Source organism: Microvirga massiliensis, assembly GCF_001006805.1.
GTDB classification, from domain to species: Bacteria; Pseudomonadota; Alphaproteobacteria; order Rhizobiales; family Beijerinckiaceae; genus Microvirga; species Microvirga massiliensis.
Genome location: NZ_LN811353.1, coordinates 13,840 through 35,974 on the forward strand (window position 1 = coordinate 13,840; position 22,135 = coordinate 35,974).

The 22,135-nt window shown below is 64.2% G+C and carries 19 protein-coding genes; 10 read left to right on the plus strand and 9 right to left on the minus strand.

Going from position 1 to position 22,135, the window contains the following annotated elements:
* Nucleotides 1-288: 288 nt before the first annotated feature.
* From BN1233_RS51060 to BN1233_RS12735, 5 genes are all read right to left on the minus strand, one after another.
* The gene (locus BN1233_RS51060; protein ID WP_425311715.1) at nucleotides 289-1,035 is read right to left on the minus strand and encodes a PRC-barrel domain-containing protein; all 747 of its coding nucleotides are present in this window, start codon (nucleotides 1,033-1,035) and stop codon (nucleotides 289-291) included.
* 232 nt (nucleotides 1,036-1,267) lie between these two features.
* A complete protein-coding gene (locus BN1233_RS42845) occupies nucleotides 1,268-1,678 on the minus strand; it encodes a hypothetical protein (protein ID WP_052763779.1) in 411 nt (136 codons plus the stop codon).
* 21 nt (nucleotides 1,679-1,699) lie between these two features.
* Complete coding sequence (locus BN1233_RS12725; protein WP_052763780.1) at nucleotides 1,700-4,516, minus strand: adenylate/guanylate cyclase domain-containing protein; 2,817 nt, start codon at nucleotides 4,514-4,516, stop codon at nucleotides 1,700-1,702.
* A 140-nt stretch (nucleotides 4,517-4,656) separates the two neighbouring features.
* Complete coding sequence (locus tag BN1233_RS12730) at nucleotides 4,657-5,583, minus strand: DUF5996 family protein (RefSeq protein WP_046863991.1); 927 nt, start codon at nucleotides 5,581-5,583, stop codon at nucleotides 4,657-4,659.
* A gap of 82 nt (nucleotides 5,584-5,665) precedes the next feature.
* Nucleotides 5,666-6,646 (minus strand): catalase family peroxidase, encoded by a 981-nt coding sequence (locus tag BN1233_RS12735; RefSeq protein WP_046864507.1) that lies wholly within the window; start codon nucleotides 6,644-6,646, stop codon nucleotides 5,666-5,668.
* Nucleotides 6,647-7,107: 461 nt separating this feature from the next.
* Between BN1233_RS12735 and BN1233_RS12740 the strand changes: the two genes are divergently transcribed.
* Nucleotides 7,108-7,533 carry a GNAT family N-acetyltransferase gene (locus BN1233_RS12740; protein ID WP_046863992.1) on the plus strand — a complete coding sequence of 142 codons (426 nt, stop codon included), beginning with the start codon at nucleotides 7,108-7,110 and terminating at the stop codon, nucleotides 7,531-7,533.
* Between the two features lie 850 nt (nucleotides 7,534-8,383).
* Complete coding sequence (locus tag BN1233_RS12745; protein WP_046863993.1) at nucleotides 8,384-8,563, plus strand: hypothetical protein; 180 nt, start codon at nucleotides 8,384-8,386, stop codon at nucleotides 8,561-8,563.
* A gap of 749 nt (nucleotides 8,564-9,312) precedes the next feature.
* Here the strand turns inward: BN1233_RS12745 and BN1233_RS12755 are convergent.
* Nucleotides 9,313-11,283 (minus strand): PhoX family protein, encoded by a 1,971-nt coding sequence (locus BN1233_RS12755; RefSeq protein WP_052763781.1) that lies wholly within the window; start codon nucleotides 11,281-11,283, stop codon nucleotides 9,313-9,315.
* 206 nt (nucleotides 11,284-11,489) lie between these two features.
* Between BN1233_RS12755 and BN1233_RS12760 the strand changes: the two genes are divergently transcribed.
* From BN1233_RS12760 to BN1233_RS12785, 6 genes are all read left to right on the plus strand, one after another.
* Nucleotides 11,490-12,104, plus strand: a complete 615-nt coding sequence (locus BN1233_RS12760) for a class I SAM-dependent methyltransferase (RefSeq protein ID WP_046863996.1) — start codon at nucleotides 11,490-11,492, stop codon at nucleotides 12,102-12,104.
* Nucleotides 12,105-12,324: 220 nt separating this feature from the next.
* Nucleotides 12,325-13,308, plus strand: coding sequence for a BON domain-containing protein (locus tag BN1233_RS51065; RefSeq protein WP_063776700.1), 984 nt, complete (start codon nucleotides 12,325-12,327; stop codon nucleotides 13,306-13,308).
* 36 nt (nucleotides 13,309-13,344) lie between these two features.
* Nucleotides 13,345-14,403, plus strand: coding sequence for a hypothetical protein (locus BN1233_RS12770; protein WP_048709090.1), 1,059 nt, complete (start codon nucleotides 13,345-13,347; stop codon nucleotides 14,401-14,403).
* Between the two features lie 747 nt (nucleotides 14,404-15,150).
* Nucleotides 15,151-15,528: a response regulator transcription factor gene (locus BN1233_RS12775; RefSeq protein WP_046863997.1), complete on the plus strand. Its 378-nt coding sequence runs from the start codon at nucleotides 15,151-15,153 to the stop codon at nucleotides 15,526-15,528.
* Between the two features lie 159 nt (nucleotides 15,529-15,687).
* Entirely contained in the window at nucleotides 15,688-16,065 is a 378-nt protein-coding gene (locus BN1233_RS12780) for a helix-turn-helix domain-containing protein (RefSeq protein ID WP_147707214.1), read from the plus strand.
* A 172-nt stretch (nucleotides 16,066-16,237) separates the two neighbouring features.
* Entirely contained in the window at nucleotides 16,238-18,058 is a 1,821-nt protein-coding gene (locus BN1233_RS12785; protein ID WP_046863999.1) for a glycoside hydrolase family 15 protein, read from the plus strand.
* A gap of 600 nt (nucleotides 18,059-18,658) precedes the next feature.
* On the opposite strand, the gene BN1233_RS12790 is transcribed toward BN1233_RS12785, so the two are convergent.
* From BN1233_RS12790 to BN1233_RS12800, 3 genes are read right to left on the minus strand one after another with little or no spacing between them, the layout of a single operon-like run.
* Nucleotides 18,659-19,726 carry an NAD(P)H-dependent oxidoreductase gene (locus BN1233_RS12790; protein WP_063776701.1) on the minus strand — a complete coding sequence of 356 codons (1,068 nt, stop codon included), beginning with the start codon at nucleotides 19,724-19,726 and terminating at the stop codon, nucleotides 18,659-18,661.
* A 41-nt stretch (nucleotides 19,727-19,767) separates the two neighbouring features.
* The gene (locus BN1233_RS12795; RefSeq protein WP_046864000.1) at nucleotides 19,768-19,953 is read right to left on the minus strand and encodes a DUF3008 family protein; all 186 of its coding nucleotides are present in this window, start codon (nucleotides 19,951-19,953) and stop codon (nucleotides 19,768-19,770) included.
* Between the two features lie 30 nt (nucleotides 19,954-19,983).
* A complete protein-coding gene (locus BN1233_RS12800; RefSeq protein ID WP_046864001.1) occupies nucleotides 19,984-20,325 on the minus strand; it encodes a cupin domain-containing protein in 342 nt (113 codons plus the stop codon).
* A 317-nt stretch (nucleotides 20,326-20,642) separates the two neighbouring features.
* On the opposite strand from BN1233_RS12800, the gene BN1233_RS49120 reads away from it, so the two are divergent.
* Nucleotides 20,643-21,323, plus strand: a complete 681-nt coding sequence (locus tag BN1233_RS49120) for an ABC transporter ATP-binding protein (RefSeq protein ID WP_197094593.1) — start codon at nucleotides 20,643-20,645, stop codon at nucleotides 21,321-21,323.
* On the plus strand, nucleotides 21,320-22,114 hold the full coding sequence (locus tag BN1233_RS12810) for an ABC transporter permease (protein ID WP_046864002.1): 795 nt from the start codon (nucleotides 21,320-21,322) through the stop codon (nucleotides 22,112-22,114). Before BN1233_RS49120 ends, BN1233_RS12810 begins: the two co-directional genes overlap by 4 nt.
* The last annotated feature ends 21 nt before the right edge of the window (nucleotides 22,115-22,135 follow it).

Consider the following 22,135-nt stretch of genomic DNA (forward strand, 5'->3'; position numbering starts at 1 on the left):
TGGATCCGGAGTTTATTCCGTTCCCAGCCGTGCTCCTCGCGTTCTCACGCCCTCTCCGTCATTGCGAACGCAGTGAAGCAATCCAGGTGCGCATCGGTCGACGGGTAGATTGCTTCGCCTCCGGCTCGCAAGGACGAAGAGGCGGTGGGATGGGCGGTGCGTCGCGTCAGCAACCCGCAGTAACGATGTGGGTACGACGAACAGGCCTCCTTGGACGGCTCGAGCCCTTCAGGTCCGCGAGCCGCCAGGTTCCGAGCATGACGGCATACGAGAATAACCGAACAGATTTCAGAGACTCAGCTGTCCCGAAGCCCAGTATTCCCGGATACGCTGCATCTGGTCCGCCTGGGAGAAGGGCTCCTCGCCGATTTGATAGCTCGGAGCATTCATGAGCCTGTCCTTGTCGGCATCGATCACGTACCCGCCGCGATCCGTATCATAATCCAGGACATTCCAGGGGAGCGCGTGATAGCGCTGGCCGATGCCCAGGAAGCCTCCGAAGCTCATCACGGCATACGCGACCCGACCCGAGCGCTTCCCGACCATGAAGTTGTAGACGTCCCCGAGCCGCTCCCCTTTGCGATTGTAAACTGCCGTGCCCTCGACCTTGTTGGAGGCGATGAGGTCTGTGGTCTCGTCCGTTTCCACGGAGCGGGAGGAGTCCCGGGCGCCCATGCCGGTCGGGCCAGCCCTGTAGCGCTGACCGTAACCCGCTTGCCCGGACATCTGCCGGCTTCTGTTCGAGCCCGATTGGGATTGGCGCTCAGCCAGCATCAGCCCGAGCATATACCCAACCGCACCTCCGATCGCGATTCCCATCACGGGAAGAAGGTCATCAGCACGGTCTTCGGAGCGGCGAGCATAGTAGCCAGGGCCGCGAGCACTTCTCCGATCGGAAGTCCGGCTTCCGACATCATAGGTCGGGTAGTCCGTTCGCTCGAAGTCCCGAGCCTGCGAGGAATACGATCCGGATCCGGTATACACGCGAGAGCTGCCGCCCCTCTCGAGGCTGTCGGTTCGATATGTCTCGGCCATGGTGAGTCTCCGAACGAGAGCGGAGGAGCCGGCGTGGGTTCCTCCGGTTGCTGGGCCCTGTCGAGTAACCTGCAAGACAGACAATAGTTCGCCTGCAGGCGACGGCGCCTTCACGAACGGCGACCTGCCCGAGACAGGGCGAATACATGTCGGGGCTTCCGCATGGATGCCCCCGAAGGACGGCTTAACGGGATCCGGTCCCGGTTGCTCCGAGTTCCGGACCGTGCCGTCCCTATTCTTCGAGAAGCTTCTTTGCCTCGATCAGATCGGACGTATCGAACCCCTCCGTGAACCAGGCGTAGACGGGCGCCAGCAGATCGTATGCCTCTCCGGTTTTGCCCTGGTCACGCCAGAGCCGGGCCAGGTTCGTGGCCGCGCGCAACTCGAAGAACTTGGCCCCTTGCATGCGCGCTACCTCGATGCCCCGGACGAAGCAGACTTCCGCTTCGGCCTGGTTCGCACCCGAAAGCTGCAATTCCCCCGCGATCCGATGCAGGTCGGCCTCCCAGAAGCGTGCTTCCGTCTTCCGAATGTCGGCGAAAGCCTCCTCGATCGCTTGGAGGCCCGCTGCCCGATCCTCCAACCTGCCGTAAAGCTCGGCTAGGAGGCCGAGATGGTGCGGCCGGTTCCACGCGGTCCCCAAGGCATCCAGCTCCTGGAGGCCTTATCGCATGCACTCGATGCCCTCCCGAGTTTGTCCTTCCAGGGCGAGCGCCCACCCGCGGATGACCAATCCGTATCCGCGCCAGCCTCGCATATGGTGTTTTTCGGCAAGCTCGATCGTGGCCCTGGCCTGTTTGCGCGCTGCCGGAACGTCACGCCGGAGTTCTCCCAGTTCGGCGCCGGCATGGACATGAACGTGTCCCAGAGTGTTCGTGTGTCCCAATTCGGCGGCGGATCGGAATGCTTCCCGGGCCGTGCGGTCCGCCTGCGTGGGATAGCCCATGACCCACAGCACCTGCGAGAGAAGGGACAGGCCCGAGATCCGCGGATCCGTGATGCAGCTTGCAGCCAGGGACCGGTCCAGCTCGGGCTCGTAGAGCGGCAGAATGCTTTCGAACTCGGTGCGGGCCTCGGTGAGCCTGCCGAGCTGGCGCAGGGCTGCTCCCATGGCGCGATGGGACAGGAGCCGGGTAACTCGGTCGCCCGTGTGGTCGGCGGTCGACCGGCATTTCCGCGCGAAGGCGAGGGCCGCCCGCGTCTGGCCTCCAACGACACGGTTGCTGGCGAGCCCGAACAGGGTCGGAACGAGATGCACGCTGTCGCCCAGTTGCTCGCACAGGGCGCTGGCGCGTTCGTAGGCTGCGGCGACGGGCGATCCGCTCCACCCATGGAGCGAAATGAGAGGCGTCCCGAGGGCGAGTTGAAATTCGAGTTCGACCCGGTCCCGATCCAGGGAGGCCGGGAGCCTCATGAGCACCTCCAGGCCGCGCTCCAGGTGGCGAACCGCCTCCCGATCGGCCGAGCGCTCTGCGGATCTTCGGCCAGCCTTTAGCCAGTAATGGGTTGCAGCCTCGATCTGTCCCGCCTCCGTCAGGTGATGCGCAATCAGCTCGGGCCGAGCCTGCGCTCGCTCCGGCTCCTGCTCCTCGAGCACTCGGGCCACGGCCGCATGCAACTGCTGTCGCCGGGCCCGCAGAAGCGTGCTGTATGCGGCATCCTGAACCAGCGCATGCTTGAAGGTGTATGTCGCGTCGGGCGGCGAGCCGCGCGCAAACGCCAGCTCTGCGCTCACGAGCCGCCCGAGGGCGCGGCGGAGCTCGTCGTCGGGCATGTGGGCCACGGCAGCCACCATCCCGTAGCTGAACTCGCGCCCGATCACCGCGCCGATCTGCGCCACCTCCCGTTCGGGCGCGAGCCGGTCGAGGCGCGCCATCAGCGAGGCGTGCAGGCTGGTCGGAATGGCGAACGGCGGCAGCGGCCCCTGCAAGGCATAGCGGCCCTTCTCTTCGCGAAGCAGGCCGCTCTCGAGCACCGTCTTGGTCAGTTCCTCGACGAACAGCGGTACGCCATCCGTGCGGGTCACGATCTGGCCGAGGACTTCTTGCGGTAGCGCCTTGCCGCCCGCGACGAGTTCGGCCAGCGCCTCCCCTTCTTCCGAGACGAGACGGCTCAGTGTCAAAGCGGTCACGTAAGGCTCGCCCATCCAGGGCGGCTGGAACTCGGGCCGGAAGGTCACGATGAGGAGCACAGGCAGTCGCTGCGCGCTCTCTGCCATCCGGCTCAGAACGTCGAGGCTGGTCGGGTCGATCCAATGCGCATCCTCGAACAGGATGAGTACAGGGCGTTCGCGGGCAAGTCCGTCGAGCTGCCGCGCCAGCGCCGCCAGCGTTCTTGCCCGCTTCTCTTTGGGCGCGAACTCGAGTGGCTGGTAGCGGCCTTCCGTCTGGAGGGACAGCAGCTCGGCCAGGAGCGCAATGTCCTCGGCGGAGGCCGATGAATACGCAAGCATGGCCTCGAGCTTGGAGAACTTAGTGTCCGCCGTATCCTCGCGCTCAAAGCAGGCGGCATGTTCGAGTTCGGTGATGATCGGGTAGAGTGCGCTATCGGTGTGATGGGGCGAGCAGAAATAGCGTAGGCATGCGTGCGGCTCGCCTGCAATCCTCGCCTGGATCGCGGCAGTGATCCGCGACTTGCCGATGCCCGGCTCGCCCGAGATCAGGACGACTTGGCCTTGGCCGCTCTTTGCTCGCTGCCATCGCCGCAGGAGCAGTCCGATCTCCTCGCCCCGGCCGACCAGAGGCGTGAGGCCGCCCTCCGCGTGGAGCGCCTCGTAGCGGCTCTCGGCCGTGCCTTCGCGCAGCACGCGAAAGGCCAGCACGGGCTCGGCAAAGCCTTTCGCCGCCACGGCCCCGAGATCTTCGTATTCGAACAAGCCGCCGGTCAGCCGTCGCGTGCTCGCTGCGATGACGACGCTGCCGGGCTCGGCCGCGGCCTGTAGGCGGGCTGCGAGATTCGGAGTCTCCCCGACAACCCCGCGCTCCTGGGCTTCGCCGGAACCGATGAGGTCGCCGACGATCACGAGGCCCGTCGCGATGCCGATCCGCACCTGCAACGCTTCGCCTGTGTGGAGTTCGCGCACGCTCTCGGCCAGCGCCAAGGCGGCCCGCACCGCCCGCTCGGCATCGTCCTCGTGGGCTTGTGGGTAGCCGAAATAGACGAGCACGCCATCGCCCATGTATTTGGCCACGAAGCCGCCGAAGCGGGTGACGGTCTCGGCCACGCAGCGATGATACGCGCCGATGATCTCGCGCAGGTCTTCCGGATCGAGGCGGGCCGAGAGCGCCGTCGAGCCGACGAGATCGCAGAACATCAGCGTGAGCTGACGGCGCTCGGCGTGTGAGGCTGGAGCAAGTGACAAGGCCGATGAACCCGGCGTTGCCGACTCTTGCGCGCCTCCGGCCAGCGTCAGCGCTGCGCCGCAATCGCCGCAGAATTTCTTCCCCTCCGGGTTGGCGCTGCCGCAGCTCGGGCAATCCATGCCACACCTGATCGTTCGGAGATCGTCAGCTTATCACAGGAACCGTTTCGCTTCCCGGCAACCTTGCATATTCGCGCGCCGCCAATCTTTCGTTCGCCGCCGTCCTATCGCTACAGCCATTCTTTCGATGGGTGGCTGAATTAACGCTCCAGCGCCGCCCGATCCCATCGTCCGAGGTTCGCCGCAGCCTCGTATGTGCTTTGGCAGAAGTCGAGGATGTCCTGGTCGGGGGTCATGGACGTTCGCACGGCGTCATAGGGCAGGATGAATTCGCCAAGATCCGCGGCATAGAAGGCGGAACTCGGTCCAACCCGCGCATCCGGGAATCCCGCCGGCTCGGGATAGGCATAGGCGTAGAAGGCGGCCTGCCCGAACCCTCCGTTGCCCGGCCAGAAACCGCAGCTCATGACCTCGTGGGAATACGCCTCCTGCACAATTGAGGCGGCCACATTGGGAGCCCCGGGATGGGGTGGTGCGCGACGGCCGGAAAAGCGGGTCACGGCTAGATCGAAGCTGCCCCAGAAGAAATGAACTGGGCTTACCTTGCCGAGGTACCGCGAACGGAACAGTGACAGGATGCGGTCGGCCTGAACCAGAATGCGCCAGAACCGGTGGGCATACTGGCTGTCATAGGAGACGTGTTCGTAGTCCTCTTCGAAGCGAATTGGGTCAGGAATCTCGACGGGTAGGGTCGAGATCTGCACGTCCAGTCCAAGCGCCCGCAGCCGCCCCGTGAGTTCCTTGTAGAACTCGGCAACCGCAAGGGGCGCCAGTGCAAAAGCCTCCCTCCTGCCATTGCTCTCGTCGATCCGAAGCATGTGATCGATGAAGTCGAGGTCGATCTGGAAGGTGCGGTGGCCGCTTGGGATGGGGGAGGTCGTCAGCCCGCGGGATGTCACGTAGAGCGGGACCTGCCACCAATGATTGACACTTGGGGCGCAGGCGAGCCGGATCTTGCCGATCACTTGCAGCCACATGTGCAAGGTCGTGCAGGTCGCCTGCCACTCGGGCAGTGGAAGCGGTGGCCAGATGCCTTCGTCGGGGGCGGTCTCTGCGGTGACGGCCATGATGCTCCTCCCAGGGCGAGCCTGTCGGCTTTCGATGGCGGGCCCGCCGAGCAGTCAATGCGTGCTTGCGGTTCGGCTGCCTTCAGGGACCACGGCGCGAGAACGAGACCGCATAGGCCGCATCGCGCACGCCGATCATCGGATCATCGGAGAGCTCGATTCCGTCCGTGAGCTGGCCAGGCAGGAACAGCAGCTTCTTTTCCGCTTCCGCGCTGTTCATCACCACCTTGTCGAGGGTCAGCACGCCGAGCTCCACCACCTTGCGATCCTCGGGCCAGCTTTGCGCCGGGTCGGCTGTCGGATCACCTTCCTGGGCGAGTTGCGCCTTGAGATGGAACGTCACCGGTCCGCGCTTGAGGCGCTCCGGCAGCTCCTCCATCAGGAAATTTGGCGGCCGCTTCCCCGCCTCCGCCGCATCCAGATGAACGACCCGCTCCGGCACCATCCGATAGCGCACTGCCTGCCTCTCGCCGGCCTTGTTGACGAGCACGAAGGCATTGATGCCGTTATACTCCTCGTTGGCGAGGCTGTCCGGCGTCGCTACCGCAGCCGCAGCGGCCGCCACTGTGGGGTGGCTGGCGACGAACTTGTCGCGTTCGGTGGGCTTGGGAGCGTCCGGCGGGCTTGCGGCGATGGCGCGGAAAAGGTCGAGGAAGTCGGCAGCGGTGGAGACCGGAAAAAATTTGAGTGAGTTGATCACCATGTCGGTTTCGCTGCCATCCGGCAGATGAAACTTGATCGCCATGCCGTGCGGATTCGCCTGTGGCGAGCCGTCCGGGATGTTCGGGATTCCGCCCGCATCCGAGAATCGGACGGTGACTGGGATCAAGCTACCATCGAACAGAATCGCCCGGCTCAGCGCCGCTCCTTCGGGAGAGCCTTTGAAGCTGCCTTCGACCTCCACGCCCTTGGCGTGATTGGCACGGAACCCGGAGTGGACGCCGAAGACCTTGTTCATCGCGTCTATGATCTGCACTTCGAGAGGTTGGTCTTCCGCTCGAGCGACCTCGGGCCAGGCGAAGCCGAGCACGGCGAGTCCGACCAGAAGCGTGCGTATCGTCATGAGGGGCTCCTGCTGTCTGCGCGGCTGTGACCGCTTGCGGTCGAGCATGTGCGATGCTGACGAACTCTGCCGCCGCCACAAATGTAGCTTCAGTACTCATGCTGGCAATGGTATGGCGTTGCCCACCGGCGGATCAGGCCGCGCGGCTCGGTGACACCATCGCAGGCGCACCGATAAAGCCCGGCCGGCGAGCACGGCTACGCCACACCGACACTGGGATCTTTTTAGGGCGGAGTTGGGTGCCGCCGCCAGGGCGATCTGCTCTTGAAACCCGCGAGTTGCGCGGCCCGATTTACCAGCACGCTCCTGCTTCTCGAATTCCTGCCATGGAACGGCAAGGATATGGTGAGGGCGCCTCCAAGCCCCTCCGGTTGAAGAGGGCGGTGCTCGTGCCTGGTCTGCAACTGCGAAACGGATCACGGCACCATGAGGCAGAACAGCGATAGAACGAGATCAGAGCCATGACCGAGCGCCCCCGTGTCCTCTATGCCCGTGAGCCCGCCTTGGACGTGGCCGAGTTCCGGCGTGTGTTGGTAGAATCCGGTCTCGGCGCCCTTCGACCGATCGAGGATGGATCCCGCCTGCGGACGATGCTCTCCAATGCCGACCTCCTCCTGACGGCAAGGTGGGACCGACCGGACTGTTCCCTGATCGGTGTCGCACGTTGCATCACCGATTTCGCGTGGTGCTGCTATCTGTCGGAACTGGCCGTTTCCGCCACGGCGCAGGGACTCGGCGTCGGGAGGGGGCTTCTGGACGAGACGCGCAGGCAACTGGGTCCGGGCGTCAGCATCATGCTGGCTTCGGTACCATCGGCCGTCGGCTTTTACGAGCGGAACGGGATGACACGGTTGCCCGACGTCTTTTGGTATCACCGGGAATGGTGATGCTCCGGCAAGTGGAGCATTGCGCCTTCGGGGAGCCCTTCCGTCGAGGGTCGCAACTCACGGCCGATCATCCGCGCGACACTGAACGGCGTGGATCCGCTCTCGAGGCTGACGAAGGGCTTCGATCCGGCCAGCCATTTGCATGCACTCTCGTCTTTGCGAGACGCAGGCAGTACGCACTACCCGACTCGCTGCCACTCCCGTCCTTGCGAGCCGCAGGCGGAGCGAAGCAATCCGGGTGCGCATCCGTCGATGGGTAGATTGCTTCGCTCCGCCTGCGGCTCGCAAGGACGGCAGTGGGTCCGGCACGATTCCGTCTCCGAACGCTCTCTTCCCTCGCTCACGCCCTCCTCGTCATTGCGAACGAAGTGAAGCAATCCAGGCCTCCGCTTCAGAATGGATTGCTTGACCTGCGGCCCGCAACGACGGGTTGGATCCATATCAGGTCGGATCGCTGCGGCTCACAATGACGAAGTGAATCATCGCAGCACAGGCAGAATCGAGGTCACCGTGCCCGTTTGACGTTGTCACCGTCGATGGCTTTGATGGTCTCCTCCATCTGGAGGAGGACACAAAACAAGCGTGCGTATATCATTGATGAAGTGAAGCGCTTCACAGAAAAACTGTATTGAACCAGCTAAATTGCACTTCAGCTATCTAGCTTCACTATTGGCGGATGCTTGCCTCCAGATTGTCGAGGGTAAGCACCGCCGGCCTTGGGACCGTGAGCGATAGAACAATGTATTGGCCCGCCTCTCAGGGGTAGGGGTACTCAACGGCATGCGCCTGCTTTCGATGACGCTGCGCCGACGCTGATGCGGTGCCTGAGGGAACCGTCGAAGGTGACACTATGCGTAAGCTTTCACTTTTTATCGCCGCTTTCATTGTGGCCACAGGTGCCTTCTGGGCGATCATGCTGACCAATCCGCCCAAGACCGAAGCTGCAGGGCAATCCGGTGCGGTCTTCAGCGTCGATGATATCGCCATTCCGAAGGATCTCCCGACGGCAGAGCCGGCCGACGCGTTCTGACAAACCCGTCAGTTCGCTCTACGATAGGCATCGCTTCGCGGCGACGGTGACCCGTAGGGCTGCAGTTTCTGCATGCTCGGAGCACATGCGCGCTCTGGCACGTGGAGGCGCTGGCTGAGGGTTGAGCGATTCGGCAGGGCAAGAACGCGGTGATCTCTTCGCCTGCGATGATGCTGTGCGCGATCGTTCCGACGGCGATCGCGGTCTTGTAGGCCTTTGCGCGGCGATATGCGCTTGCGATGGCTCTCGTCTGCCCTCGCGAGCCGCAGGCGCGATGCGCTGCCCTTTCCGCCGCCTCACCGTCCTTGCGAGCCGGAGGCGAAGCAATCTACCCATCGACGGATGCGCCCCTGGATGGCTTCACTTCGTTCGCAATGACGAGACGGGCGTCGTCTAGTCGGCTCGGAAATTCCCGACATGCAGCTAACCATTGGCTTTCACCAGCCTCGGTGAATGTGATCTCGCCGTCACTGTCCTGTCAGAACCAGGATCGCCACGGCGAGTATGGTGCACAGCATCCCGCTTGTGATCATCATCCCCGCACTTGGTGGAGTTGATGGCATGTCACGATCATAATCCTCGCCGTCCGACATCCGAATAGTCCCCATGAATGACCGATCATACCGTGACTTGTTGATCACTGTTTGCGACAGCTGCATGACAGGCCTGCCGGAACACGACGGCAAGAATGTATTCGCGCAAGAGTTTCCGTATTTCTTTTCGGCTGCCCCTTATGCACGCAAAACGGATTAACCGATCCGGCCGCCGCCGCGCTTTGTCACGGCCAGCACGGATGGCCGGGGCGGCATTCCATCCTTGAAGTCGGGCCAGCGCGTTGCGGGATCCTCGAAGGTGGCCGGGGTTCCCTCCTCGGCTTCTCCGGGGTGCTGGACGGCGAGGAAGAGCGTCTCGTCGTTTGGCGTGAAGAAGGGGCCGCACATCTCGGCGCCGGCCGGCACCCGGAAGAAGTGCCGGGACGTCCCGCGCCCTTCACCGTCCGTCTCGAGAGCCCAGAGCCCGTCGGCACGGCCCGTGGCCTTGGCGCTGTTCCCATCGGTCGCGATCCACAGCCGCCCCTGACTATCGATCGCGCAGTTGTCCGGCATTCCGAACCAGCCGTTCCGGATCGTCTCCGACGAGAAGGTGGCGCCGACTTCCGCGATCGAGGGATCGCCGCATCGCACGAGAACCTCCCACGAGAACCCGGTCGCGGCATGGTCACCATCTGCCGGCATCATCTCGATGATGTGGCCGAACGCATTCCTGGCACGCGGGTTTGCGGCATCGACCTGATCGTCTTTGCGGCGGGTGTTGTTGGTGAGCATGACGTAGACCCGGTTGGTCTTCGGGTCTACTTCGATGTCCTCGGGGCGATCCATCTTGGTCGCGCCGACGAGGTCCGCGGCGCGGCGCGTCTCGATCAGCACATCGGCTTGGCTCTCGAAGCCATTGGCTTCCGTGAGCGGCCCTTCGCCATGCACCAGCGGCAGCCAAGTCCCGGAACCGTCCGGATCGTATCTCGCGACGAACAGCGTGCCGGTGTCGAGCAGATCGAAGTTGGCCGCGCGATCATTGCGGTCGAACTTGCCCGCCGTCGCGAACTTGTACACGTAGTCGAAGCGCTCGTCGTCTCCGAGGTAGACGACATAGCGGCCGTCCCGGTTGACGATCCCGGCGGCGCCTTCGTGCTTGGTGCGCCCGAGCGCGGTACGCTTCCTGGGCATCGAGCTCGGGTCGAAAGGATCGATCTCGACCACCCATCCGAAACGGTTCGGCTCGTTGGGCTCCTTGGCGAGATCGAAGCGGTCGTGGAACTTGCCCCAGGCATAGGCCGCCCTGCCGAGGCCGTAGCGCCTGGAGTTCGCGATCTCGGCATGGGCCTCGGGCAGCTTGCCCCAGAAGTATCCGTTGAAGTTCTCCTCGCAGCTCAGCCAAGTGCCCCAGGGCGTCAGCCCGCCTGCGCAGTTGTTGATCATGCCGAGCACGCGGCCGCCGGCCGGATCCGTGGAGGTTTTCATCCGGTTATGGCCGGCGGCCGGACCGGTGATCTCCATCGGCGTTTCGGCCGTGATCCGGCGGGTATACTTCGAGTCCTTGACGACCTTCCACCGGTCGTTGGGCTGGCGTTCGATCTCGACGACCGAACCGCCATGGGCTGCGACCTCGATGGCGACGCGTTCCCGGAGCGCCTCGTGGAACCCGGCATCCTCGGGGTCTTGAGCGCCGGCGCCCGGGAACATGAGCTCCTCGTTCGTATATTCATGGTTCACGACGAGGAGCCCGTGCTCGCTCGACCCGTTGATCGGGAGATAGCCGACAAAATCGGAGTTGTAGCCGAATTGCCGGCACTGCTCCTCGGCGGTCTGGGCCTGCGGGTCGAATTCCGGCGCATCGGGGAAGAGCGGATCGCCCCAGCGCAGCAGGATCTGCGCGTCGTAACCCGCGGCGACATGATGTGTCTCGTCGACGCCCGCTTCGATTTCCTCGAAGTCGAACGTGGGGTTTGGATGCTCCGACGTCGGGGGCGTGGTCGAGGCCAGGGCCCGCGTGCCGACGGTTGCCGTGATCGCAGTGACGGCCAGTGAGCCTTTCAGGAGGTCGCGGCGGTTGAAGCGGGTGGCAATCACTTCGCCCATGGTAAGATTCGAGGACGGGTTGTTGCCAAAATCCCCGGAATCCTCGAGTTCGCTGGCACGCAGGCGGCCCATGGCTTCGGTCATGATCTTGAGTTCCGTATGACAGGAGCTCGCTGCTTAGAAACGGCAGATGTAAGTCGGGTGACACAACGCGAAACGGGAGGCCGAGATCGCCTGATCCGCCGATATCGTGCAAGCTTCGAGCCGCGACGGATACGGCCATCGGATCCCGACGAACGGCGCCGCGCCGGCAGCCCGCGCCGAGTCTGCCAGGAAAGGGGAGATGTGCCATGGGTTTCTACAACGATGTCGTGCTGCCCCGCCTTCTCGACATGGCGATGAGGAACAAGGAACTCGTCGGTTACCGCCGGCGGGTGGTCGGAGCCGCGCAGGGGCGTGTCCTCGAGATCGGGATCGGCTCGGGACTGAACCTGCCGTTCTACGGTCCCGGGGCAGCCGAGATCATCGGCCTCGAGCCCTCGCAGGCTCTGATTGCCATGGCTTCGCGCCGTGCCCGAGAGAGCGACCGGGCGGTATCCTTCCTCCCGGGATCCGCGGAGGCGATCCTGCTCGATACGCGCAGCGTCGACACGGTCCTGATCACCTGGACGATGTGCTCGATTCCAAAACCCGAGATCGCGCTTGCCGAGATGCGTCGGGTGCTCAAGCCGGGCGGGAGCCTCCTGTTCGTGGAGCATGGCCGGGCGCCGGACCCTTGGGTCGCCCGACTCCAGGACTGGCTGACGCCCGCGTGGAAAACCTTCTCCGGAGGCTGTCATCTCAACCGTCCGATGGCTGACCTCATCGGCAAGGCTGGGTTCCAGGTGGTTGATCTCCATACCGGATATGCCCGTGGTCCCAGACCGTTCACCTTCATGTACGAGGGGTTCGCACGGGAGGCCTGAAGCCGCGCACCATCATCGATGACCCGGCACGAAACAGGGCAGGTGCAACTGATGTTCGTCCAGACCCCCCGTTCGAACGTTTCGCGTCATGACGAGCGCGTCAATCCGGGAGTTGATTTTGAGCCCTCCGGGGCCGGAACGCACGACTCTTCCTCGCGTTCGCCTTGTGGCTGTCCTTGTGACGGCCTCTTCGTGTTGCCTCAAGAGAAGGACACCAGCCATGGCAAATGGTGATCGCTGGAGGAATGACCCAGACCGGTATGGCTCTCGGGATGACGAGCGCGAGTCCCGGAGCTCCGAGCGCGAGGGCCGCGGCTTCAGCAGCGGCTACGCCAGTGAGGGGCGTGGCTTCGGCGGCGGCTATGGCCGTGAAGGCCGCGGCTTCGGAGCCGGGGAGTATGGCGAGGGCGGCCGCTTCGGGGGCTCCCGGGGCGGCGAGGATGACGGGCGCGGCTCTGGCCGTGAGAGTCGGCGTGGTGGCTACGGTGGAAGTGGCTTCGGGCGCGAGGAGTATGGCCGCGGCGGGGGGTACAGTGGCGGCTTCGCGGGCGGCTTCGGGCGCGAGGAGTATGGCCGCGGCGGCTTCGAACGTGGTCCCGGGAGTTGGAGTGAGGGCCGCTCCGGCGACTACGGGCGTGAAGGCTTCGGCCGCGGCGCGCGGGATTGGAGCTCCGGGGATTATGGCCGCGGCGAGGAGCGCGGCTTCTGGGATCGCGCTTCGGACGAGGTGTCGTCCTGGTTCGGGGATGAGGACGCGGAACGGCGGCGCCGGGAGGACATGCGCGGCGAGCATCGCGGGCGGGGTCCGAAGAACTACACGCGCTCGGATGATCGCATCCGCGAGGACGTGAACGATCGCCTCAGCGATGATCCGCTCGTCGATGCCTCCGAGATCGAGGTGCAGGTCTCGGGCTGCGAAGTCACGCTGTCGGGCACGGTCGACAGCCGCGAGGCCAAGCGGCGGGCCGAGGACATCGCGGAACGGGTCTCGGCCGTGAAGCACGTGCAGAACAACCTGCGCGTGAATCAGCAAGGAACCCGTGGAGCCTGGGCCAGCACGTCGGCCAATCTCGGCACTAATGCTCGCGGGGATCTGGTCCGCACGAAGGGATCGCCTGACGATTTCGTAACCGGCAACACCACGTCCGACGCCGCGCAGCGGGACAAAGGCGATGTCCCGGGGCCGGGCCTCGGCTCGGTCTGATATTCGGCCGAGGAGCGGCGCCTCGGGATTACAGGCATGCCTGGCCAGGCGCTGTCTCCCGTTCCGCTCATCGATGCGAGAAACGATCAGCTAGCAACGGCTGATCCGGCCGCCGTTCGCGCGCTCCGGGATACAATCTTCGGCTCGTTCAAATCATTCGTCATGCCGACGCTGCCCCTGGCGGATCGGATTGCGCGGCGTTGGCTGGCGCGCAGCACGTCGCCATATCTCGCCGAGATCGATGCGATCGCGGCGCACACCCGTGTTACGGGCCTCTACGCGATCAATCTTTCTTACGAGTATGGCTGCACGACGCTGGCGCGCGTCGATGGGTGCGGGCGCCCGCCGACATTGCGGCGCACGCTGGATTGGCCGTTTCTCGGCCTTGGTCGGGGCGCCATCGTCGCGCATCGCTCCGGATCTGCGGGCGAGTTCTTCGATGTGATATGGCCCGGGACCGTCGGGACACTGACCGCGGTCGCGCCGGGACGCTTCGCGGCTGTGATCAATCAGGCCCCGCTCCTTCGGCGTACCAGCACCGACATCCTGCGGGTGGTGGACTACACCTGCAATCTAGCCAGGACGCTGTCGCGCGAGCGAGGGATGCCGCCGCTCCATCTCCTGCGGCATGTCTTCGAGACGGCCACCAGCTTCTCGCAAGCCTCGACGCTGCTCGAGACCGTCGAAATCGCCCGTCCTGTGCTCCTGACCTTGGTCGGATGCGGCTCGGACGAGATCGCCGTAATCGAGCGCCGCGAGCGCGAGGCAACCGTGCACCGAGGCCCGAGTTCGGTGGCGAACGACTGGCGCGAAACTCGGAGCGGCTGGGAGCCGCGCCCCTGCGCTTTTCCGGACCGCCGGCTCGACAGTCCAATGCGGTGTGCCGCGATCGAACAGGCGGTCGCCGGCTCGCCCGAGCCGTTCGGCTGGGTGATCCCGCCGGTACGCAACTGGAACACCCGCCTCGCCGTCGAGATGAATGTCGGAGAGGGCTGGATGCGGGTGCTCGGGTTCGAGCCATGCAACCGGCTGGATGTCGTGCCGGCGACGTTGCGGTTCGAGGCAGAGTTTCTGCGTTGCGCGGCCAGGAGTTGATCGGATCTGAGGCAGGCAAGCGCTGAACGAGGGACCGAGCCTTGTCATTGTGCCCTGCGCTTTGATGAAAGTATCTGCAACGGGCTTTGCTGCGCGCGAGACTTTCTGCGGTTTGCGCATTCGCTAGCAGCCGCTTGAGAGTTTATGGTCGCTTACCTCTATTGACAGTTCTCTTCAGTTAATTGCATCTTCTAAAGCCCTCTTTCAGAAACGTTGAGCGGCGTTCAGGAATGCTGTTAATTTATATAATTGTTTCTATTGTTTCTGGCGCTATTACGTTCGTTATATTTGCGCCTGGCAATTTGTATCTCGCGGTTGGGTTGGCGCCCATCGGGGGAAGCGTCGCGGCGGCAGTGCTGGCAGTCGCGCTGTATTGGCGAAACCCTCGTGGCTCTTTGAGATCGAATCGCCGCGGATCTGAGCTCTCTCTGCCTCTTGTGAGGAGCAATGCGTCGCGACAGCGCTGATCATTGCCTGTTCATCTTCATCTCGGACGCGTGAAGCTTCGGAACTTCCTGATTAAGCTCGGGCCAATCGATTATCCAATACTTAGTGACTTGAAGACATCCATGGTCGCAGGTTCCTCTATGGAGCTGCGAGTGTTATGGAGGATGTTGATGCCTAAATTAAATAAATTAGGCAAGTCCATCTCCTTCCTTGATGGGTGCCATTGAAATCAGCGCAAATTCTTGGCAGCCTTACTGTGGAACTGATACAGAATTTCTCGGTTCTACAGAGGCAGAGGGCATGCACATCATTCTCGTGGAAGACGATGAGGTATGCAGCGAAATCGTGGGAGCTGTCCTTGCTCGTGATGGGATGCGCGTGACGAGCGTCTCGGATGGGGCCGAGGCGATCGCGCTGCTGGACAAGGGGGTCCGCCCCGACTTGCTGCTCACTGATATCCGGCTTCCGGGCGATTGTGATGGCTGGCTGGTCGCTCGCATTTACAAGGACGAATGTCCGACACTTCCCGTCATCTACATTTCGGCCAGTCAACCCTCCACAGATCAGGTGGATTGTAGCGTCTACCTCAGGAAGCCGGTGTGCCCAGCACTGCTTTTGCGTGCAGTAAAGGCGCTGACGGGATCGGGCGGACAACCGGCCAGCGGCAAGCTTCACTGATATGGTGCAGGGAAGGGGTGAAGAGGCTGCACGGATCGATACTCGAGGGGCTGGGGTGACGTGATGGTTCGGTTCGACCCGTCCGCTCAGGAAGCGGCGTCGGTTCAAAGCGGTGAGGGAACGGGAGATTCGACAGAGACGGAAACTTTCGGCCAGCGCGTGGCCGCCGCAATCGAGATGAAAGGCTGGACGTTAGCGGAAGCAGCTAGAGAGATCAGCCGCTACCTGCCGGCAGGACAGATCTTCAACCCGGTCAATCTCAGCCACTATGTCCATGGTCGTAGTTTCCCCCGTCCACGATTCCGAAAAGCATTGGAGCAGGCGCTCGATATCAGCGAGCCGTTCGATTTTCCTCGGCACAGGCGCAAGCGGTCACCAAGCCAGGAGGGCAATACCGAGTCGCAGGCACCGGGTGACGGGGCCGTGGTCCGCGTGCAGGATATGGGAGATGGGACAGCTCGGGTGCAGATTGATCAGGTGGTACCCTGGCCGGACGCCCTCAAGCTCCTCGAGATTCTCACGCACAAGGGTCATTGATCGCTCTGTATGAGCTTTGTCGCTGCAAGCGTGGCCAGAGATTGCGGCACTCCTGGAAGCACAATGCCCATTTTAAGCAGTTTGGCGCTTGTTACGAGCTGCGACCAATGCAGTCGAAACAATAGCCCTATCTGCTGTAAGGGAGCAGGAGATCCGCGGACCGGAGCTGCGCATGGCGAACCGCATCGAGGATTACGCCCTGGTGGGCGATTGCGAGACCGCAGCCCTCGTGTCGCGGGACGGCTCCATCGACTGGCTCTGCTTCCCGCGCTTCGACTCGCCGGCCTTTTTCGCTGCACTGCTGGGCTCTCCCGAGAACGGCCGCTGGCAGATCGCTCCCGTGAGCTCCGTCATCTCGACCACGCGGCGGTATCGCTCCGGCACGCTGATCCTGGAGACGACGTTCGAGACCGGGAGCGGCGTTGCCACCATCATAGACTTCATGCCGCCGCGGGACAGCGTGGCCAACCTGATCCGGATCATCGAGGGCATACGCGGTGAGGTTGCGTTCGACTTCGATCTCGTGTTGCGGTTCGACTACGGACGAACGATCCCCTGGGTGACGCGGATCGACGATGCCACGCTCCATGCGGTGGCGGGGCCGGACTCCCTCACGCTCAAGGCGCCTGTCGAACTGCATGGCGAGGACATGCACACCAAGGGCCGCTTCACGGTCGGGGCCGGGGAGCGCCTCGCCTTCAGCCTGATGCACGCGCCCTCCCATCTCGACCGCCCTGTCGCCGGCGACCCGCAGGAGGCGCTCCGGGATACCGAAACTTTCTGGACCGAGTTCTCTTCGCGCTGCCCCAACGTCGGAGCCTGGACGGAGGATGTCCGCCGGTCGCTCATCACCCTGAAGGCGCTCACCTACAAGCCGACGGGCGGCATCGTGGCCGCGCCCACGACCTCACTGCCGGAGCGGATTGGCGGGGAGCGCAACTGGGACTACCGGTATTGCTGGTTGCGCGACGCGACCCTGACGCTCTTGGCCTTCATGGACCTCGGCTACTACGAGGAGGCCACTTCCTGGAAAGCATGGCTGCTGCGCTCGGTTGCCGGCGATCCGGCCCAGATGCAGATCATGTACGGCATTGCGGGAGAAAGGCATCTCCTGGAGTGGGAGGTGCCGTGGCTTCCCGGCTTCCGGTCGTCCCGGCCCGTGCGGATCGGCAACGCGGCGGCGGGCCAGTTCCAGCTCGATATCTACGGCGAACTCGCCGACATGCTCATGCAGGCTTACAAGGGCGGCCTGCCCCGGAATCCACGGTTGGAGGCGCTCGCGCAGGTCGTCATGCCGTTCCTCGAGGAGGCGTGGAGGCTGCCCGACGAAGGTATCTGGGAGGTGCGCGGCGGCCGCCAGCACTTCGTCCACTCGAAGGTCATGGCGTGGGTTGCCTTCGACCGGGCAGCGAGGATGGCCACAGCGATCGATGGCGGCGCCAAGCTGCAAGAGAGGTGGCGGCGGGTCGCCGATGCCATTCATGCGGAGGTCTGCGAGAAGGGTTTCGACCTTGAGCTCGACAGCTTCGTCCAGGCCTATGGCTCGAAGGTGCTCGATGCGAGCCTGCTCCACATCCCGCTGACGGGCTTCCTGCCGCCGGACGATGGGAGGGTTGTCGGGACCGTCCGGGCCATCGAGAGACACCTGATGCGCAATGGCTTCCTGCTCCGGTACGAGACGGACCAGGTGGCGGACGGCCTCAGCGGAGACGAGGGCGCCTTCCTGGCCTGTAGCTTCTGGCTGGCGGACGTCTACTGCCTGATGGGCAGGCGGGCCGAGGCGATCGCACTCTTCGAGAGATTGCGCTCCCTCCGGAACGATGTCGGCCTCCTGTCCGAGGAATATGATCCGGTGGCGGGGCAGATGCTGGGCAACTTTCCGCAGGCCTTCAGCCACGTGGGCCTGATCATCACGGCCCTGAACCTCGCCCGGCCCGTCGGACCATCGGACGAGCGATCGGACCAGATAATGCGGGTTCCGGAACCCGCATGAGGGCGCTCCCGAGTCGAGGCCTCGATCGGGGTGGGAGCCTCGGCAGCGTTAACCAATGGTTAACCCTCTCGGAGCAGGCTGATGTCCAACCGGAGTTGAGTATCGGCTGAAGGACTGGCCATGCCACTCACCATTTTCGATGCCCGTACTGGAATGCGGATCGCTCCTGCGGTTTCCAGCAAATCCGAAAGTGAGCAGCGCGCACGCCGCTGGATCCTGCGTGAGCTCGACCGGTTGGCCGAGCAGCAGAGACAGCCGCCCGGTCGCACGTCGTAGATTGCCTGACGCGTGCCGTGCGGATCATCCCCGCAGGGCCGTCCTGAGGTCGCGCCGTTTCCGACCTTGCTGAGTTCGCGACGAGCCTGCCGCGTGCTGATCGCGCGTGAGTTTCTGCTTGTTCCGTCATTGCGAACGAAGTGAAGCAATCCAGCGGCGCACTCGTCGATGGGTAGATTGCTTCACTTCGTTCGCAATGACGAGGTGGATCCGGAGTTGTTTCCGTTTCCGGCAGTGCTCCTCGCGCCCTCACTGTAATTGCGAACGCAGTGAAGCAATCCAGTTGAAGCACGGTGCCGCTGCAATAATCCACCCGCACAGGGCCTATCGACGCAGCTTCTCACCCTCGCTCCGGGTCGCAGACAGCCCGGTATCCTCGTTCAATCCAAGGACTTCCTGTTCTGCGGGAGACGACCCCTCGGGCGCGCGGCCCGCCTTCATCCGCATCTCGCGCCACTTCAGCTTCAGATCGTTCCATCCGTGTCCCGGAGCGGTGTAGCCGAAGGCGCGATAACGGGCGGGCTCGATCTTGCCCTTTCGCGCGACGAAAGCGCTGAACCGATCCGTCCACGCATCGAAGGCTGTCACGATCTCGTCCTCTCGGATCATGTCTTCCGATTGGTTGTCGCTGTAGGGCAGGCCGATGCCGGTGAAGGCGTGGCGCCAGAGCGGGTCCGGCACCTCGATCCCGCTGTAGCGCGACTGCCAGACGAGCGGGGCATAGGCTTGCCGCATATCCTCGAACGGCTCCTGGTCCGGATCGAACCAGTTCTTGTGCCTCAGGGCCTTGGGTCTGCCGCTCGGATCGACCTCGTTTGCGCCCTTGTCGGAGTAGCAGAAGAAAGCTGCCGTCCGGCCCTCCAGATGGTTGAGGCTCAAGCTCTCCCATTGGGGCGAATGCTCCAGGGCCATCGCCTTCTCGGGGTCCTTGTGATCGATCAGATCCTCTCGTGGATTGCCGCCATTGGCGCAGACGAGGCGGTCGAACATGAGCTTCAGGTTCGAGGTCGGGCCATACCAGTTCACCGGGCCGATGATCGCCCAGGCGTCTGCGAGATCGAGCCGCGCATAGAGATCGAGATCCCACAGAAGATCCGGCTCATCCTTGTTGCCGGACTCGTAGCAATTGCAGGGCCAGACACACAGCGGCATGGCCGTGGAAGCGCAGGCATTGCAGCTTTGGATGCGCGCCCTCCCGTACACGTTGCCGAGGTCCTCGTAATCGATCTCCCAGCCCTGCGGCAGGCGCTCGGCCATGCGCAGCATGAGCGCACGCGCTTTCGAATCCACACCGGGACAGTTGTATTGCCGCCGGTCGGAGCCCGCGATGATCAGCACGCGAAACGGGCGCTCGGAGGTCGGGAGGTGGCCGTTCTCGTCGTTTGGTTTCATCGAATCGAGAAGCCTCCGAGCGCTACTGGCCCCGATCGTCTCTATTGCGAAACGCGTTTCGGGAGATTCTTGCGCTTGGTGCTCGCGAGCTTCTCCAATTCCGTTTCGCTCATGGAATCGGCCATGCTCTTCGACGCGCCCTTCAGGCTGGATTTGGGCTTGTCGCCCCGTTTGGCGGCGAGCGCCGCGCCCGCGGCCATCTGCTGCTGCTTCGATCTTGCTGGCATGCTCCTCTCCCGGGGCTGATCGGCTTCCGCTCAGGGCTGCTCGCGTCCATGGACCTGATAGGGCGGCGCCGTGGCCTCGACGGCAGTAAAGGTCTCCAGGATCCGGTAGGTGTGCTCGGCATTGGCTGGCACGACCCACGAGTCGCCGGGTTCCAGGCGAACGGTCTGCCCCTCGATCTCCAGTTCGGCCCGCCCGGAGATCACGTAGCCGACCACCTCGTATTCGTGCTTGTGCGACGGCTTGTTCTGCGTTGGCTGTTCATCCCGCCACAGCCGCATCGAGACCCGCTTGCCTGACGCGAGATAGACTTCGCCCTGCTCACCGGTCGGTGAATGGGCACTGCTGACCTTCTTCACGCTCGTGTCGCTCATGGCAGCCTCCAGACGCCTGCGGGACAATGAACTCGGCCAGCGTCCCGTTCCCTGCCGAAGGGGGTCGGAGATTCAGTGGCCGCGGATGTGAAGCCCGGAAGGGCAACTGGAGGATCAGTAATCCGGTCTAAGATCGGAATGTCTGTCCGGGAGGTGGATCGCGCGGCTGTTGGCTCTTGCGCCGGCACGAGGAACGGCCCGCCCTGTCGAGCGTTGCGGGCAAGCCGGCTTGCTCGCTCTCGGACGACGCACTTTCCCGGCTCATCGATCGGATATCGGCGGCGCCATGCACCCGCTGCGCAGAAAGGGGGAGTGCTATGGAATCCCGGATCCCGGCCGCCTTCGAGGCCGAGCACGAAGAACTCTCGGCCTCCTCGGAACCCGCGGCGAGACTGCCCCCCAGGCTTGAGGCTCGGGCCCTGCGCCGCCTCCATGTCGGGCCGACCGATCTCACGATCGAGCGCGGGACATGCGTGTCCATCGCGGGCCAGTCCGGTTCGGGCAAGAGCGTTCTGCTGCGGATGATCGCCGACCTCGATCCGCATGACGGCGATGCGTTTCTCGACGGCAGGGCATGCTCGCGCATGCCCGCCCCGGCGTGGCGGCACAGGGTAACCTACGTGGCGGCGGAATCCGGCTGGTGGGACGAGTCCGTGGGCGTGCATTTCGCCGCGGGCACCGACTTCGCGACGCTCCTGCCTTCCGTCGGTCTTCCGGCCGAGGCATCCGGGTGGCCCGTGGCGCGGCTCTCCACGGGGGAGCGCCAGCGTTTGGCCCTGTTGCGCGCCCTCGGCCCGGACAACCGTGTCCTGCTGCTCGACGAGCCGACCTCCGGATTGGACGAGGCGAGCGTTGCCTTGGTGGAGGCGGTGCTGCGGGAACGGCTCGCCCGCGGCACCGCCATTCTCCTGGTCACACACGACCCGGATCAGGCTGCGCGGATGGCGTCTCGGCACTTGGAACTGCGCGACGGCCGGCTCGGGGAGCGAACGACGTGAGCGCTCCGCTGCTCAGCTATGCGGATCTTGCCGCCGCGGCGGTGCTGGTCGTCCTCAACGCGATCCTGTCTCTGCTGCTGAACCTCGGGGTCGCCCGCGCCCTGCTCATCGCCGCAGCCCGAACGGTCGTCCAGCTTCTGCTAGTCGGCTTGGTGCTCCGGACCGTGTTCGCGCTCGACTCGCCGCTCCTGGTGGCGGCGGTCGCGCTCGCGATGCTCATGGCTGCGAGCTACGAGATCGTCTCGCGGCAGGAGCGCCGCTTCGCGGGAGCCTGGGGTTTCGGTGTCGGCGCCAGCACGGCCATGCTGGCGACACTGTTCGTCACCGTCTTCGCTCTGGTCACGTTGCGTCCGGACCCCTGGTTCGCGCCGGCGGTCGTCATCCCTCTGGTCGGAATCGTGCTCGGCAGCGTCATGAATGGGGTGAGCATCAGCCTCAATGCGTTCAACACCGGCGTGGTGCGGGAGCGCGCCGCAATCGAGGCGCGCCTGGCCCTGGGGGCGGACCGGAGCACCGCGCTAAAGCCGTTGCAGCGCGCCGCGCTACGCAGTGGCATGATCCCGATCGTCAACCAGATGTCGGCAGCCGGCATCATCACGCTGCCCGGCATGATGACCGGCCAGATCCTCGCCGGCATGCCGCCCTTCGAGGCCGCGAAGTACCAGATCCTCGTCCTGTTTCTGCTCGCCGGAGCCTCCGGATCGGGCGCGCTCGTCGCGACTTATGTGGCGGTCCGGCGCATCAGCGACGAGCGCGACCGGCTGCGCCTCGACCGGCTGGCGCCGGCCTGAGGGCTGTATCGGATCAGTGAC